The sequence below is a fragment of the Pseudomonas sp. FSL R10-1350 genome (assembly GCF_009600525.1).
Classification (GTDB): Bacteria; Pseudomonadota; Gammaproteobacteria; order Pseudomonadales; family Pseudomonadaceae; genus Aquipseudomonas; species Aquipseudomonas helleri.
In genome coordinates this window covers 35789-50552 of record NZ_WIVR01000037.1, presented here as the reverse complement: position 1 = coordinate 50552, position 14764 = coordinate 35789, and the positions used below count along the sequence as shown (strand labels likewise).

15 protein-coding genes are annotated in these 14764 nt (G+C 59.5%); 8 read left to right on the top strand and 7 right to left on the bottom strand.

From position 1 onward, the window contains the following. Positions 1-162 precede the first annotated feature (162 nt). Positions 163-1305 (bottom strand): murein transglycosylase A, encoded by a 1143-nt coding sequence (locus GHO25_RS16530; protein WP_153391287.1) that lies wholly within the window; start codon positions 1303-1305, stop codon positions 163-165. A gap of 129 nt (positions 1306-1434) precedes the next feature. Between GHO25_RS16530 and GHO25_RS16525 the strand changes: the two genes are divergently transcribed. Next, positions 1435-1884 carry a cytochrome c gene (locus GHO25_RS16525; protein ID WP_153329427.1) on the top strand — a complete coding sequence of 150 codons (450 nt, stop codon included), beginning with the start codon at positions 1435-1437 and terminating at the stop codon, positions 1882-1884. Positions 1885-1968: 84 nt separating this feature from the next. On the opposite strand, the gene GHO25_RS16520 is transcribed toward GHO25_RS16525, so the two are convergent. The 4 genes from GHO25_RS16520 to GHO25_RS16505 all read right to left on the bottom strand — a co-directional run bounded on the left by GHO25_RS16520 (position 1969) and on the right by GHO25_RS16505 (position 6530). After that, complete coding sequence (locus GHO25_RS16520; RefSeq protein WP_048370869.1) at positions 1969-2364, bottom strand: DUF1090 domain-containing protein; 396 nt, start codon at positions 2362-2364, stop codon at positions 1969-1971. Between the two features lie 88 nt (positions 2365-2452). After that, on the bottom strand, positions 2453-4090 hold the full coding sequence (gene ligB, locus GHO25_RS16515) for an NAD-dependent DNA ligase LigB (RefSeq protein WP_153391285.1): 1638 nt from the start codon (positions 4088-4090) through the stop codon (positions 2453-2455). Between the two features lie 234 nt (positions 4091-4324). Then, entirely contained in the window at positions 4325-5515 is a 1191-nt protein-coding gene (gene metK / locus GHO25_RS16510; protein ID WP_048370866.1) for a methionine adenosyltransferase, read from the bottom strand. 19 nt (positions 5516-5534) lie between these two features. Further along, positions 5535-6530, bottom strand: a complete 996-nt coding sequence (locus tag GHO25_RS16505; protein ID WP_048370865.1) for a metalloregulator ArsR/SmtB family transcription factor — start codon at positions 6528-6530, stop codon at positions 5535-5537. A gap of 261 nt (positions 6531-6791) precedes the next feature. Here GHO25_RS16505 and tkt point away from each other — a divergent pair, with 261 nt between their 5' ends. The 5 genes from tkt to fba all read left to right on the top strand — a co-directional run bounded on the left by tkt (position 6792) and on the right by fba (position 12703). Continuing rightward, positions 6792-8789, top strand: coding sequence for a transketolase (tkt, locus tag GHO25_RS16500; RefSeq protein WP_153391283.1), 1998 nt, complete (start codon positions 6792-6794; stop codon positions 8787-8789). 121 nt (positions 8790-8910) lie between these two features. Beyond that, positions 8911-9966, top strand: a complete 1056-nt coding sequence (gene epd, locus GHO25_RS16495) for an erythrose-4-phosphate dehydrogenase (protein WP_048370861.1) — start codon at positions 8911-8913, stop codon at positions 9964-9966. 26 nt (positions 9967-9992) lie between these two features. Next, positions 9993-11156 carry a phosphoglycerate kinase gene (locus GHO25_RS16490; protein ID WP_048370859.1) on the top strand — a complete coding sequence of 388 codons (1164 nt, stop codon included), beginning with the start codon at positions 9993-9995 and terminating at the stop codon, positions 11154-11156. A gap of 32 nt (positions 11157-11188) precedes the next feature. Next, a complete protein-coding gene (locus tag GHO25_RS16485; protein WP_048370857.1) occupies positions 11189-11407 on the top strand; it encodes a hypothetical protein in 219 nt (72 codons plus the stop codon). 231 nt (positions 11408-11638) lie between these two features. After that, positions 11639-12703, top strand: coding sequence for a class II fructose-bisphosphate aldolase (gene fba / locus GHO25_RS16480; RefSeq protein WP_007913760.1), 1065 nt, complete (start codon positions 11639-11641; stop codon positions 12701-12703). Between the two features lie 129 nt (positions 12704-12832). Here the strand turns inward: fba and GHO25_RS16475 are convergent, their stop codons facing one another. Next, positions 12833-13225, bottom strand: coding sequence for a hypothetical protein (locus GHO25_RS16475; protein WP_153329435.1), 393 nt, complete (start codon positions 13223-13225; stop codon positions 12833-12835). A gap of 189 nt (positions 13226-13414) precedes the next feature. On the opposite strand from GHO25_RS16475, the gene GHO25_RS16470 reads away from it, so the two are divergent. Together GHO25_RS16470 and GHO25_RS16465 are read left to right on the top strand one after the other, a co-directional pair. After that, a complete protein-coding gene (locus GHO25_RS16470) occupies positions 13415-13909 on the top strand; it encodes a YgjP-like metallopeptidase domain-containing protein (RefSeq protein WP_048385012.1) in 495 nt (164 codons plus the stop codon). Positions 13910-14007: 98 nt separating this feature from the next. Then, the gene (locus tag GHO25_RS16465) at positions 14008-14304 is read left to right on the top strand and encodes a helix-turn-helix domain-containing protein (RefSeq protein WP_153391281.1); all 297 of its coding nucleotides are present in this window, start codon (positions 14008-14010) and stop codon (positions 14302-14304) included. Here the strand turns inward: GHO25_RS16465 and GHO25_RS16460 are convergent. Next, entirely contained in the window at positions 14301-14753 is a 453-nt protein-coding gene (locus GHO25_RS16460; protein ID WP_178110113.1) for a GNAT family N-acetyltransferase, read from the bottom strand. The genes GHO25_RS16465 and GHO25_RS16460 overlap by 4 nt on opposite strands. Between the last annotated feature and the right edge of the window lie 11 nt (positions 14754-14764).

Below are 14764 nucleotides of genomic sequence, written 5' to 3'. Positions count from 1 at the left end.
GTTCGCGATGTCTCCGAACATTGTGTTCGCTATGTCCCCGGTCCATACACTCCCGAAGGAGAGGGAACCGATTGGGGAATGCTGAAGATACTCGGTGACCTGTTTGCTGCGCGACAGCGCGGCGTCGAAGACGGTGCGGCAGGTCCACAGAGGCATTGGTTGTTATTGCGGCAACGCTGCGCCTTTGGGCCACAGCAGCCAGATGTTGCCTTTCTGCTTCATGTCGCCCGCGATTTTCCCGGCCTCGGGGCCGGTGCCTACGAAGAAATCTGCGCGCACTTCACCGGCAATGGCGCCGCCAGTGTCTTGGGCGGCAACCGGGCGTACGATCGGCTGGCCGTCTGCCTGGGTGGTCGACAACCACAGCAAGCTGCCCAGCGGGATGACGCTGCGATCCACTGCCACGCTGTAACCTGCCGTTAATGGCACGTTCAACGAGCCGCGCGGGCCTTCGTTGCTGTCAGGGTTTTGCGTGAAGAACACGTAGCTTGGGTTGCTGGCCAGCAGTTCGTGCACGCGCTCAGGGTGAGCCACTGCCCAGGCGTGAATGCTGCCCATGGTGACGTCTTCTTTTTTCAGCTCGCCCTGTTCCACCAACCAGCGGCCAATCGGTTTGTACGGGTGGCCGTTTTGGTCGGCATAGCCGATGCGCAGTTGACGGCCATTGTCGAGTTGCACGCGGCCCGACCCCTGAATTTGCAGAAATTGCAGGTCCATCGGGTCGGTCAGCCAGGCCAGTACCGGCGCATTGAGGCCTTGGTTGTTGATGGTTTCTGCGGTGTCGTACGGTTTGAGCACACGCCCTTCAAGGCGACCGCGCAGGCGTTTGCCCTTGAGTTCCGGGTAGATGCTGTCCAGGTTCACCACGATCAAATCAGACGGCACGCCGTAAATAGGCACATGGGCCGCGGAGGTCTGTTTCAGGCTGCCAGGGTAGACCGGCTCGTAGTAGCCGGTGATCAAGCCGTCGCTACTGCCTTCGGCCGAGCGCAAGCTGTACACGTCCAGGTGGGTTTGCAGAAAACTGCTCACTTCAGCCACGCTCGGGTTGGCCGGCAAGCTGGCGGCAGCGCTGCACAGGCTGCCCCAGTTAGGGTCGGCCTTGAGCCGTGTGCACGCGCTGCGCCATGAGGCGAAACCGTTTTGCAGGTCAACACCGGTCACTTCCGGCAGCGCGCTCCAGTCCGCCTTGCTGTAGGTGGTATGCGGGACCGGTTTGGCGGTGTCTTTGTCGGTGCCATTGCACCCGGCCAGCAGCATGACAATCGGCAGCGCCCACGCCAGCGGCTTGAAAAGTGATCTCATCAGCGAGGTTCCTTCAAGAGTTGCCGAGGTCAAATAACCGTCGAGGCAACCCGTATATTTAATAGGGGTATTGGTCTTTGCGAGTGACACGAGGATACTGGCGACCGATTTTCGTGACGTGAAGCCACCATGACTTTTAAACAATGTTGCATTGTGTTGCTGGCCTGCCTGACGCTGTCGGCGTGTGGCGGCATTGATCCGGACTCACCGCTGGGTCAGCGTAAAGCGATTTTCAAACAAATGCTCAGTACCAGTGAAGAGCTGAGCGGCATGTTGAAGGGCCGGGTACCGTTTAACGGTCCGCGCTTTGCTGAAGCCGCCATGCAGCTCGATGCGCTGGCGTATCAGCCCTGGGCGCATTTCCCGCAGGTGAAGGACTCCGATAAAACCAGCGCCACCGACGCGGTCTGGCAGCAACAGGCACGGTTTGAAGCATTGGCCCGCGAGCTGGAAGCGGCGACAGGAGCGCTGGTGATCGCCAGCCAGCAGCAGCCGTACTCAGCCAGCAACCTGACGCCTGCGGTGCAGAAAGTTCAGGACACGTGCAGTGCGTGCCACAAGGCATTCAGGAATCACTGAGTGGGCACAATCCCTTGCCTCGCGATCTTTTGATTGTTTAAAAGATCGCGAGGCAAGCTCGCTCCTACAGGGCGGTTCAGCGACTTACTTGTCCAACTGATCCAGCGCTTCTTGCAGCTCTTTACGAGACTCGGCGAGCTTGGTTTTGCGCTTGTCGATTTTTTCCGGATCGCCTTTTTTCATGGCTTTGTCCAGGTCGGCCTGGCGCTTGCTAACTTCGTGCTTGGCGTCGAGCACCTTGTTTTCACGCTCTTTGCGCAGGCCTGCGTCGGTGCAGTTCGCCGTCACTTCGCTCAGGGCTTTTTCCAGGCCGGCCGCTTGGTTGCTGTTGCCGTGGGCGCGTGCCTGTTCAAGTTGCAGGGTGATGGCTTGTTTTTTAGCGGCGCAACCGGTCAGCTCTGGAGCAGGGTCGGCAGCCATCACAGGGGCGGCCAGCAGGCCGCAAACAGTCAAGAGAACAAGCGGTGAAAAACGTTTCATAAAAAGCTCCGTGACAAAAATAATGACAATAAACACAATTCAAAAACCCGGACGCAGCATACGCCTCGCGTAACGCTGTGGGCAGTTTCTAGTCGAAACCGGCAATTCCGGCAGGCCGTAACTGTTCACTTAAAGCCTGTACGTTCGGCTCACGCATAAATTCAGTCAATTGCGCAGCACGCTGGGCACCTATCCCGGCATATGCCTGCCAGGCCTGTTCATCGCGCGCGACCAGCGCTTGCCATGACTGCCCCAACGGCGCATCGCCGGTGGGCGGCAAGCCAAGGGCTTTTACCCATCGAGCAAACGGTTGTTGCCGCGCCGCGTGCACACTGGCGAGCAAACGTTCGCTGCTGCGCTCGCCGAAGCCGCCAATGTTAGCAAGCCGGGCGGCGTCCAGGGTCAACCAATCGAGCAGGTTATTGACCTCACCGGCTTGAATCAGCGTATTCCAGGTGCCGGGCCCGACAAACGGCATGGCCAACCCCTTCTTGCTGCTGAGCCAATTGAGCCGCGCCAAAAACTGACGTTCACAGCCCGGTGTTGCCGACCAGCAGCTCAAGGCATGGAAGTTATTGGGCTGGGGCGCCAGGACTTCAACTCGTTCACTGGCGCGCAAGGCCACGCTGTCGAGCCGGGGAATGGTCATGCCCGCCAGGCTGATGGCCACGTGGTCGCCGGGGCGAATATCCAGATCTTGCCAGCGTTGCAGCGAGCCCACGCTAATGCGTTTGATCGTGCGGTCATCAAGGCGCACCGGGGTCAGTTCCAACATGGGCGTGATGCGCCCGGTGCGGCCAATGTTGAACGTAACCTTACGTACTTCGCTCAGCGCCTGGGCGTGCGGGTATTTCCACGCGGCGGCCCAGTTGGGAGGTTTGGCTTGCCAACGCTCGGCGGCCGGGCGCTGACTTTGGCGCAACACCACACCATCGCTGGCGAACGGCAGCGGGGTGTTAAACCAATGCTCGCGCCAGTGCCGGGCGTGGTCCAGATGGTCGATGGGCTGGCTGTAGGTTTGGCTGTCGGTAAAGCCCAGTTCGGCCAAACGGGCCAGTCGCTCGCTTTGTGCGTGCGGGCCTTGGGGCCAATCCCATACGAACAGGCCAATGCCCTGGCCTTGTTCAGGGCTCAGCGCATGGCGGGCCATCAACCCGGCCACGGTGCTGCGCGCGTTGACGCTGCCCGCCTTGGCCTGAACATGGCCGGGCACCCGCCAATAGAGTTCACCTTGCAATAACATGTCCACAGGCTGTGGCAAGCGTTGCGGGATGGCGCTGATCACCTGTGCAGCCGCCGTCCAGTTCTGCCCGCTAAGCCCGTCGCCGCGGCTGATGACGTGCTGTAATTGGCCTTGCTGGTAGGTCAGGGTGACGGCCACGCCATCCACTTTGGGTTGTACCCACAGGTCCTGACGACCCTTGATCCAGCGTTCAACGGCGCGTTCATCTGCCAGCTTGGCCAGCCCGGTTTGCGCCACGGGATGAGCCATCGGGCCGCTTGCCGTTTGCAGTGGGTTATCCACAGCACGGCAGAGTTCCAGGCGGCTGCGCAGTTGGTCGTACACCGCATCGCTGACCAGAGAAACCCCCAAGCGGTGGTAACTGTCGTCCCACACCTTAAGTTGTTGGCGCAGGGCTTGCTCGTCGGCGCAGGGGTTGGCGAGGGTGTTGAAACTGAGACACGCGAGCAGAAGCCCACTGAAAACGCGGAGTATGGCCAGCATCATGAGCGTCCTTGCCCGGAGTGAACGCTTAAGGCTAGTGGAGGATGGCCGTGGCGCTTGGGCAGAAGATTGCCGGGTGTTTCTGTGGGAGCGGGCTTGCTCGCGATTCAGGCAGCGCGGTGTGTCAGACAAACTGCGTCGATGCCATCGCGAGCAAGCCCGCTCCCACAGGGGCAGATGTTGTGAGGCACAAAAAAGCCCCGGACAGTGACCTGTCCGGGGCTTCTGGCTTACTTACAAACCAGCGGCGGCGCGCAGTTCTTCAGCGCGGTCGGTACGCTCCCACGTGAACGTGGTGAAGGTATCGTTGCCAACGGTTTTGGTCTGCGGCGTGCGGCCGAAGTGACCGTAAGCGGCTGTTTCCTGGTACATCGGGTGCAGCAGGTCGAGCATGGTGGTGATGGCGTATGGACGCAGGTCGAACACTTCACGTACCAGCTTGATGATCTTGTCGTCAGAGATCTTGCCAGTGCCGAAGGTGTTCAACGAAATCGAAGTCGGTTGAGCGACGCCGATTGCGTAGGAAACCTGGATCTCGCAACGCTCAGCCAGGCCGGCAGCCACGATGTTCTTGGCCACGTAACGACCGGCGTAAGCCGCCGAACGGTCAACCTTGGACGGGTCTTTACCCGAGAACGCGCCGCCGCCGTGACGGGCCATGCCGCCGTAGGTGTCAACGATGATCTTGCGGCCGGTCAGGCCGCAGTCGCCCACCGGGCCACCGATGATGAACTGGCCAGTCGGGTTGATGTGGAACTGGGTGTCTTTGTGCAGCAGTTCAGCCGGCAGCACGTGCTTGACGATCAGCTCCATCACGCCTTCGCGCAGGTCGCTGTACGACACTTCCGGGTTGTGCTGGGTCGACAGCACGATGGCGTCAACGGCAACCACTTTACCGTTTTCGTAACGGCAGGTGACCTGGGACTTGGCGTCCGGGCGCAACCACGGCAGCAGGCCGGATTTACGGGCTTCAGCCTGACGCTGAACCAGTTGGTGCGAGAAGGTGATCGGTGCTGGCATCAGCACGTCGGTTTCGTTGCTGGCGTAGCCGAACATCAGGCCCTGGTCACCGGCGCCCTGATCTTCAGGCTTGGCGCGGTCAACACCCTGGTTGATGTCAGGGGACTGCTTGCCGATGATGTTCATGACACCGCAGGTCGCGCCGTCGAAACCGACGTCGGAGCTGGTGTAGCCGATGTCGGTGATCACGTCACGAACGATCTGTTCCAGGTCAACCCAGGCCGAAGTTGTGACTTCGCCTGCAATGATTGCCACGCCGGTTTTCACCAGAGTTTCGCAGGCCACACGGGCGTGCTTGTCTTCAGCAATGATGGCGTCCAGCACCGCATCAGAAATCTGGTCGGCGATTTTGTCCGGATGCCCTTCAGACACGGACTCGGAGGTGAAAAGGGAGTATTCGCTCATCTCGACGGTTTCCTAATATTTACCGATGGTGAGTGTCGCCAGCCGGCCGCTGAAAGTGGCGGACCTGAATCTGGAAACCATTACGTAAGCCTACATAGAGGCTTTCCCCGGGAACGAGTCCCGCAGCGGTGGCCCAATGGGCCAGATCATCTTGTTCAAAACCTAGCCACAGATCGCCGCAAGCCTCGCGGGCCCACGCCTGATTATGGCTACACAACTCTGTTACCAGCAGGCTACCGCCAGGTTTCAACAAGGTGGCCAGTTGCCTGAGTGCATCGGCCGGTGCCGCGAAATGGTGCAAGACCATGTTCACCACCACGCAATCGGCCTGCAGGTGCGCATCGTGCAGCGCGTCGGCCAAGAGCAGGCTGACGTTGTTCAGTGACTCGCGTTCACACAGCTGGCGGGCCAGCTCAAGCATTACCGAGCTGTTGTCCAGTGCCGTGACGTGCTGGAAGCGTTGGGCCAGGTCGGGCAAAAAACTGCCGTCTCCGGGGCCGACTTCAAGGGCCGTGGCGGCTGGGCTGAAGCTCTGTTTGTCGAGCAGCGTCAACACGCTGTCCCGATACTGTGGCACGCCAGCGATCAAGTCCTGTTGAGCTCGAAATTTCTCGGCGATACGCGAGAAAAAGTCCTGGCTGGCCGCTGCTCGTTGTCCATGTACGGCACTGATGCGCGCTTGCACGTCGGCGGGCAGGGTCAGATTGTCGACCTCTTCCAGCAATGCAGCATGCAACTTGCCGCCCAGCAGTTCGGTGTGGGGCAGGGCACGACGATAAAAAATGGCATTGCCTTCGCGACGCGTGGCCACCAGTTGTGCCTGGGACAACACCTTGAGGTGGTGGCTCATGCCTGACTGGCCGGTGGCAAATATGTGCGTCAGTTCCAGCACTCCAAATGAATCGTTGGCCAACGCGCGCAGCACATTGAGTCGCAGCGGGTCACCTCCGGCCTTGCACAGGGCGGAGAGCTCGTCGCAATCGTCATGGCGGATAGAAGGCACGCGTAAGTTCATGGGGGCGCAGTCTAGTTACCCGTCTCACACCTCGCAAGTTCAATATCAAAACTTTTTGATATTGATCGATAACCGGTTCGTTGGTCGGATGTCTTGCACTCAATAACGAAATGAAATGTCCGACCTTCAACAGGTTGAACGGTTAAGCGCATGAAAAACGCTTCAAGCGACTATCTGTCATTGCCCCGAAGGCGGTGGGTGAGGGAAAATGCTCACCTTTTTTCCGTTTCGATTTAACTTTCAATACCCAGGAGAACAGCGATGCCCAGCCGTCGTGAGCGTGCCAACGCCATTCGTGCACTCAGCATGGATGCCGTGCAAAAAGCCAACAGCGGCCATCCAGGTGCCCCTATGGGTATGGCGGATATCGCCGAAGTACTGTGGCGCGATTATCTGAAGCACAACCCGAGCAATCCTTCGTTCGCTGACCGTGACCGCTTCGTGCTGTCCAACGGCCACGGCTCGATGCTGATCTACTCGTTGTTGCACCTGACCGGCTATGACCTGTCGATCGACGATCTGAAAAACTTCCGCCAACTGCACAGCCGTACCCCGGGCCACCCGGAGTTCGGTTACACGCCGGGCGTTGAAACCACCACTGGCCCATTGGGTCAGGGCCTGGCCAATGCCGTGGGCTTTGCCCTGGCTGAAAAAGTCATGGGCGCGCAGTTCAACCGTCCTGGCCACAACGTTGTCGATCACCACACCTACGTGTTCCTGGGTGATGGCTGCATGATGGAAGGCATTTCCCACGAAGTTGGCTCGTTGGCCGGCACCTTGGGCCTGAACAAGCTGATCGCGTTCTACGACGACAACGGCATCTCCATTGATGGTGAAGTTGAAGGCTGGTTCACCGACGACACGCCAAAGCGTTTCGAAGCCTACAACTGGCAAGTGATCCGCAACGTTGACGGTCACGATCCGGAAGAAATCAAAACCGCCATCGACACCGCGCGTAAAAGCGACAAGCCAACGCTGATCTGCTGCAAAACCACCATCGGTTTTGGCTCGCCGAACAAGCAAGGCAAAGAAGATTGCCACGGTGCTCCACTGGGCAACGACGAAATCGCCCTGACCCGCACTGCGCTGAACTGGAACCACGGCCCGTTTGAAATCCCGGCCGATATCTACGCCGAATGGGATGCCAAGCAAGCCGGTGCTGCCGTTGAGTCCGAGTGGGACAAGCGCTTCGCTGCCTACGCTGCCGAGTTCCCGGAGCTGGCTGCAGAGCTGACCCGTCGCCTGAGCGGCCAACTGCCTGCTGACTTCGATGCCAAGGCCAGCGCCTACATCGCAGAAGTCGCGGCCAAAGGCGAAACCATCGCCAGCCGTAAAGCCAGCCAAAACACCCTGAACGCCTTTGGCCCGCTGCTGCCTGAACTGCTGGGCGGCTCGGCTGACCTGGCCGGTTCTAACCTGACCCTGTGGAAAGGCTGCAAAGGCGTGAGCGCTGAAGACGCCAGCGGTAACTACGTGTACTACGGCGTACGTGAGTTCGGCATGAGCGCCATCATGAACGGCGTAACCCTGCACGGTGGCCTGGTGCCTTACGGCGCGACCTTCCTGATGTTCATGGAATACGCCCGCAACGCCATCCGCATGTCGGCCCTGATGAAGCAGCGTGTGATCTATGTGTTCACCCACGACTCCATCGGTCTGGGCGAAGACGGCCCGACGCACCAGCCGGTTGAGCAATTGACCAGCCTGCGTACCACGCCGAACCTGGACACCTGGCGCCCATGCGATGCGGTGGAATCCGCAGCGGCCTGGAAATTCGCCCTGGAGCGCAACGACGGCCCGTCCGCGTTGATCTTCTCGCGTCAGAACCTCAACCACCAAACCCGTGATGCTGGCCAGATCGCCAACATCAACCGCGGTGGTTACGTGCTCAAGGACTGCGCAGGCGAGCCTGAGCTGATCCTGATCTCGGCCGGTTCCGAAGTCGGCCTGGCCGTTCAGGCGTACGAGAAATTGACCGAACAAGGCCGCAAGGTTCGTGTGGTGTCGATCCCGTGCACCAGCGTGTACGAAGCTCAAGATGCAGGCTACAAGCAGTCGGTTCTGCCGCTGCAAGTGAGCGCGCGTATTGCGATCGAAGCGTCCCATGCAGACTACTGGTACAAGTACGTGGGCCTGGAAGGCCGCGTGATCGGCATGACCACCTACGGCGAGTCGGCGCCTGCGCCTGCCTTGTTCGAAGAGTTCGGCTTCACCGTGGAAAACATCCTGGGTCAGGCTGAAGAGCTGCTGGAAGACTAAGCAATCCCCCCGTAGGAGCTGCCGAGGTACGAAGGCTGCGATCTTTTAAACATCAAAAGATCGCAGCCTGCGGCAGCTCCTACGGGGGATCGTTGTGTTTACACCCTGATAAGAGAACCCCATGCCTCAACTGCGTCCTTACAAAGTTGCACTCAACGGCTACGGCCGGATTGGTCGTTGCGTCTTGCGTGCGTTGTTTGAGCGAGGGGCGGCTGCCGGGTTTGAAATTGTTGCACTGAATGATTTGGCCGATATGGCCAGCCTCGAATATTTGACGCGCTTCGACTCCACCCATGGCCGGTTCCCCGGCGACATACGGATCGAAGGCGACTGCCTGCATATCAATGGCGACTGCGTGAAAGTGTTCCGCAGTGCCACCCCCGAAGGTATCGACTGGGCCGCGCTGGGCGTGGATCTGGTGCTGGAATGCTCCGGCGTCTATCACTCCCGTGCCGACGGCCAGCGCTTTCTCGATGCCGGGGCACCCCGTGTACTGTTCTCGCAGCCAATGGCCAGCGAAGCTGATGTCGACGCGACCATCGTGTATGGCGTCAACCAGCACACCCTCACCGGCGACGAGCGCCTGGTGTCCAACGCCTCGTGCACCACTAACTGCGGCGTGCCGCTGTTGCGCCTGCTCGACGAAGCGTTCGGCCTTGAGTACGTATCGATTACCACGATCCACTCGGCCATGAATGACCAGCCGGTGATTGATGCCTACCACCATGAAGACCTGCGTCGTACACGCTCGGCGTTTCAGTCGGTGATTCCGGTGTCCACCGGCCTCGCCAAAGGTATTGAGCGTTTATTGCCGGAACTTGCCGGGCGGATTCAAGCCAAAGCCGTACGTGTGCCGACCCTGAATGTGTCATGTCTGGACATTACCTTGGTCACGGCGCGTGACACCGACGCCACCGAAGTTAACCGTGTACTGCGCGAGGCGGCGACCAGCGGCCCGCTCAAAGGCCTGTTGGCGTACACCGAGTTGCCGCACGCCAGTTGCGATTTTAACCACGACCCGCATTCGGCCATCGTCGATGCCAGCCAGACCCGCGTTTCCGGCCCACGGCTGGTGAACCTGCTGGCTTGGTTCGACAACGAATGGGGTTTTGCCAATCGAATGATCGATGTGGCCGAGCACTATTTGCACATCACTCACCCTAAACCCGCTCTCTAACATTAGAAACTCAGGAACTGCGACCCATGACCGTGTTGAAGATGACCGACCTCGATCTCCAAGGTAAGCGCGTACTGATCCGCGAAGACCTCAACGTCCCGGTAAAGGACGGTGTTGTCGCCAGCGATGCGCGCATCCTTGCTTCGCTGCCGACCATCAAGCTGGCCCTGGAAAAAGGCGCAGCGGTTATGGTCTGCTCGCACCTGGGGCGTCCGACTGAAGGCGAGTTCTCGGCCGAGAACAGCCTCAAGCCAGTCGCTGACTACCTGAGCAAAGCCCTGGGCCGCGAAGTGCCGCTGGTCAGCGACTACCTGAACGGCGTCGACGTTAAAGCGGGCGACATCGTGTTGTTCGAAAACGTGCGCTTCAACAAGGGCGAAAAGAAAAACGCTGACGAACTGGCCCAGCAATACGCCGCCCTGTGCGACGTGTTCGTGATGGACGCTTTCGGTACAGCGCACCGCGCTGAAGGCTCGACCCACGGCGTTGCCAAGTTCGCCAAGGTTGCCGCTGCGGGCCCGTTGCTGGCTGCTGAACTGGAAGCGCTGGGCAAAGCCCTGGGCGCCCCGGCCAAGCCAATGGCGGCCATTGTTGCCGGCTCCAAGGTGTCGACCAAACTCGAAGTGCTGAACAGCCTGAGCCAGATCTGCGACCTGCTGATCGTTGGCGGCGGCATTGCCAACACATTCCTGGCGGCTGCCGGCCACCCGGTAGGCAAATCGCTGTACGAACCCGACCTGCTGGACACTGCCCGCGCCATCGCGGCCAAGGTCAACGTGCCGCTGCCAACCGACGTTGTGGTTGCCAAGCAATTTGCAGAATCAGCCGAAGCGACCGTCAAACTGATCGGCGACGTGGCCGCTGACGACATGATCCTGGACATTGGTCCGCAAACTGCAGCGCACTTCGCTGACCTGCTGAAATCGTCCAAAACCATTCTGTGGAACGGTCCGGTAGGCGTGTTCGAGTTTGACCAGTTCGGCAACGGCACCAAAGTGTTGGCCCAGGCCATTGCTGACAGCGAAGCCTTCTCGATTGCTGGCGGTGGCGACACCTTGGCAGCCATCGACAAATACGGCATTGCTGATCAAATTTCGTACATCTCTACAGGTGGCGGTGCCTTCCTGGAGTTCGTTGAAGGCAAGGTACTGCCTGCTGTTGAAATTCTGGAAAGCCGCGCCAAAGCCTGACTATGACTCAGGCCCTGAAAGGAAGCATGGACATGGTCAAGTTGTTACCGCTGTTGATAGTTGCGGGCTTTTTGGCCGGTTGCGCCGGTTCGGCCCCGCCGCCGGCAGAGGCCGCCACTCCCGAAGAGAGTGGTTGCTACCAGGCCGACTGGCAGGCGCAGAGCGTGCCGCTGGTCAATAAACGCTCAGGGCCTGAAGCGCTGGAAAAATACGAGACCCCGCAAGCCTCAAAAGGGCGCGGGTGCCCTTGAGGCTAATACTGTAGGAGCGAGCTTGCCTCGCGATCTTTTGAATTTTTAAGAGATCGCGAGGCAAGCTCGCTCCTGCATAGGGCCGACCAGCCAGGGCTGGAGCTGTAACGTTTCAGCCGCATCGAATTCGCAGCACCGGGGCCAACCCCCGATCTGCAATAACTTGAATCGCAGCCGCCGCTACGGCAGGCTTGCACGATTAACGACCCTTGTCCGGGAGAGACACACACAATGGCACTTATCAGCATGCGCCAGATGTTGGACCACGCCGCCGAATTCGGCTACGGCGTTCCAGCCTTCAACGTCAACAACCTTGAGCAGATGCGCGCGATCATGGAAGCCGCTGACAAGACTGACTCCCCGGTGATCGTTCAGGCTTCGGCCGGTGCGCGCAAGTACGCAGGTGCGCCGTTCCTGCGTCACCTGATTCTGGCGGCCATCGAAGAATTCCCGCATATCCCGGTGTGCATGCACCAAGACCACGGCACCAGCCCTGACGTCTGCCAGCGCTCCATCCAGCTGGGCTTCAGCTCGGTCATGATGGACGGCTCGCTGGGCGAAGACGGTAAAACCCCTACCGACTACGACTACAACGTTCGCGTGACTCAGCAAACCGTTGCCATGGCGCACGCTTGCGGTGTGTCGGTTGAAGGCGAGCTGGGCTGCCTGGGTTCCCTGGAAACCGGCATGGCGGGCGAAGAAGACGGTATCGGCGCTGAAGGCGTTCTGGATCACAGCCAAATGCTGACCGACCCGGAAGAAGCCGCAGACTTCGTAAAACGCACCCAAGTGGACGCCCTGGCCATCGCCATCGGCACTTCCCACGGCGCTTACAAGTTCACCAAGCCACCTACCGGCGACGTGTTGGCGATTGACCGCATCAAAGAAATCCACAAGCGCATCCCCAATACTCACCTGGTAATGCACGGTTCGTCTTCGGTGCCACAAGAGTGGCTGGCGATCATCAACCAGTACGGCGGCGACATCAAAGAAACCTACGGCGTGCCGGTTGAAGAAATCGTTGAAGGCATCAAGTACGGCGTGCGCAAGGTCAACATCGACACCGACCTGCGTCTGGCCTCGACTGGCGCCATGCGTCGCCTGATGGCAACCAACCCAAGCGAGTTCGACCCGCGCAAGTTCTTCGGCGCTACCGTAACGGCCATGCGCGACGTGTGCATCGCCCGTTACGAAGCCTTCGGCACCGCTGGCAATGCCTCGAAGATCAAGCCGATCTCCCTGGAAGCCATGTACCAGCGTTACCTCAAAGGTGAGCTGAACGCCAAGGTCAACTAAGCCTTAAGCGTCATGAAAAAGCCCGCAGCGATGCGGGCTTTTTTGTGCCTGGTACACGGATTCATCTGTAGGAGCGAGCTTGTCTCGCGATCTTTTAAACGATCAAAAGATCGCGAGGCGTGCTCGCTCCTACAAGGTGTGGTGTATTTTTTCGGGATCTATGCCGTTGCCCTTGAGCAGGGCGTCCACCAGTGAGCGGGCCATCTCGACCGAGTGCACCAGCGACCACACCAGCCCGCGCTCGATGCCGCTGGCCATTTCGGTGATTTCATCCGACACCTCTTCTGCCCCCTTGAGCATGATCGACACGTGCTGCAAAGCTTGCAGGGCGCGAACATCTGCCAGCACGGCAAACGGTGACTCAGGGCTGATGCCTTGCGCTAGTGTCGGCTGCAAGGTCTCCAGGTCTACGGGAGGGTCTTCGCGCAGGCGTTTGAGCAGGTCTTGGGTTGCATCATCGTGCAGATGATCATCACGCTGAATGCGTTTTGCTTTAGGACCGTCGGGCGTCGTCTTTTTCATGTCTCTTCCACGGGGATCATCGGCGACTCAAGAAGATAGCCCCCGGCCTTTCCATGCGGCAAGCAGCGCTTGCGGTCCCCACGCTTTCTCGGAAGTGTCCGCCTCTTGGCAACGTAAACGTCTGACAAGGTAGCCATAAAAGCTGGATTCGCTACACTGGCGAACTTTTACGCTGTGCGTTGGCGCCCCATGACCGTTCTCAAATACCTTCAGGCATACCCCCAATCGTTGCAGGATCAAGTGCGCCAATTGATCGAGCGCGACCAATTGGGCAGCTACCTGAACGAGCGTTATCCACAGCGCCATGCGGTGCAGAGCGACAAGGCCTTGTATGCCTACGCGCACGAGATCAAACAGGAATACCTGCGCAACGCGCCGTCCTTTGACAAGGTGCTGTTTGATAACCGCCTCGACCTCACCCACCGTGCGCTGGGCTTGCACACGACTATTTCGCGGGTGCAAGGTGGCAAGCTCAAGGCCAAGAAAGAACTGCGCGTGGCCTCGTTGTTCAAGGAAGCTGCGCCAGAGTTCTTGAAGATGATCGTGGTGCACGAACTGGCGCACCTCAAAGAGTCCGACCACAACAAGGCGTTCTACAAACTGTGCGAACACATGCTGCCGGGTTATCACCAGCTGGAGTTTGACCTGCGGGTGTACCTGACCTGGCGCGATGCCCGCACTTAACCGTAGGAGCGAGCTTGCCTCGCGATCTTTTGATCGTTTAAAAGCTCGCGAGGCAAGCTCGCTCCTACAGGTGGCGTACTACATAACGGGAGTTCTGAATGGAAGTCAGTAAAACCAAAAGCAGTTTTTACCGGCGTTTGTACGTGGCCTGGTTGATCGACAGCCAAACCGCCAGCAGTGTGCCAGCGCTGACCGATGTCACCGGCATGCCGCGCCGCACGGCCCAGGACACCATTGCCGCCCTGGCCGATCTGGACATCGTGTGTGAGTTTGAACAACAGGACGGCGCCCGCAACCATGCCGGGCGCTACCTGATTCACAGCTGGGGGCCGATCGACAAAGCCTGGGTCGGCCAGCACCTGGAGAAGATCAAGCAGGTGCTCGGTTACCCTTAAGCCCGGCGCATGCCGATGTGCGGGATGTCATCTTCAAGGTACGTCTCGCCTTCGGCCCGAAACCCGTGCTGCTCATAAAATGGCTGCAAGTGCGCTTGCGCGGACATGAAAATCGGTTGCCCGGACCAATACTCTTCGATGTTTTCCAGCGCCACTTCCAGCAGGCGGTGCCCAAGCTTTTGCCCGCGGCCTTGGGGTGCAATGATCACCCGGCCAATGACCACGTCGCCGCCTAGGGATTCGGGGTCGAGCAAGCGGGCGTAGGCCACCAGCTTGTCGTCTTGCCAGCCCATCACGTGCAGCGTATCGCCCGACAGGTCTTGGCCGTCGACATCTTGATACGCGCATTTCTGTTCAACGACGAAGACTTCCGAGCGCAGCTCCAGAATGGCGTAGAGCTGTTCTTTGCCCAGATCGTCGTGGTGTTTGCAGAGCCAGTCAGTGGTCACGGTGTTGTCCT

Coding starts and splice junctions, on each gene's coding strand:
- GHO25_RS16505 (WP_048370865.1), bottom strand. CDS start 6,530: ATGAACTTACGCGTGCCTTCTATCCGCCATGACGATTGCGACGAGCTC.
- GHO25_RS16465 (WP_153391281.1), top strand. CDS start 14,008: ATGGAAGTCAGTAAAACCAAAAGCAGTTTTTACCGGCGTTTGTACGTG.
- GHO25_RS16485 (WP_048370857.1), top strand. CDS start 11,189: ATGGTCAAGTTGTTACCGCTGTTGATAGTTGCGGGCTTTTTGGCCGGT.
- GHO25_RS16490 (WP_048370859.1), top strand. CDS start 9,993: ATGACCGTGTTGAAGATGACCGACCTCGATCTCCAAGGTAAGCGCGTA.
- metK (WP_048370866.1), bottom strand. CDS start 5,515: ATGAGCGAATACTCCCTTTTCACCTCCGAGTCCGTGTCTGAAGGGCAT.
- GHO25_RS16470 (WP_048385012.1), top strand. CDS start 13,415: ATGACCGTTCTCAAATACCTTCAGGCATACCCCCAATCGTTGCAGGAT.
- fba (WP_007913760.1), top strand. CDS start 11,639: ATGGCACTTATCAGCATGCGCCAGATGTTGGACCACGCCGCCGAATTC.
- GHO25_RS16520 (WP_048370869.1), bottom strand. CDS start 2,364: ATGAAACGTTTTTCACCGCTTGTTCTCTTGACTGTTTGCGGCCTGCTG.
- GHO25_RS16475 (WP_153329435.1), bottom strand. CDS start 13,225: ATGAAAAAGACGACGCCCGACGGTCCTAAAGCAAAACGCATTCAGCGT.
- epd (WP_048370861.1), top strand. CDS start 8,911: ATGCCTCAACTGCGTCCTTACAAAGTTGCACTCAACGGCTACGGCCGG.
- GHO25_RS16525 (WP_153329427.1), top strand. CDS start 1,435: ATGACTTTTAAACAATGTTGCATTGTGTTGCTGGCCTGCCTGACGCTG.
- GHO25_RS16530 (WP_153391287.1), bottom strand. CDS start 1,305: ATGAGATCACTTTTCAAGCCGCTGGCGTGGGCGCTGCCGATTGTCATG.
- ligB (WP_153391285.1), bottom strand. CDS start 4,090: ATGCTGGCCATACTCCGCGTTTTCAGTGGGCTTCTGCTCGCGTGTCTC.
- tkt (WP_153391283.1), top strand. CDS start 6,792: ATGCCCAGCCGTCGTGAGCGTGCCAACGCCATTCGTGCACTCAGCATG.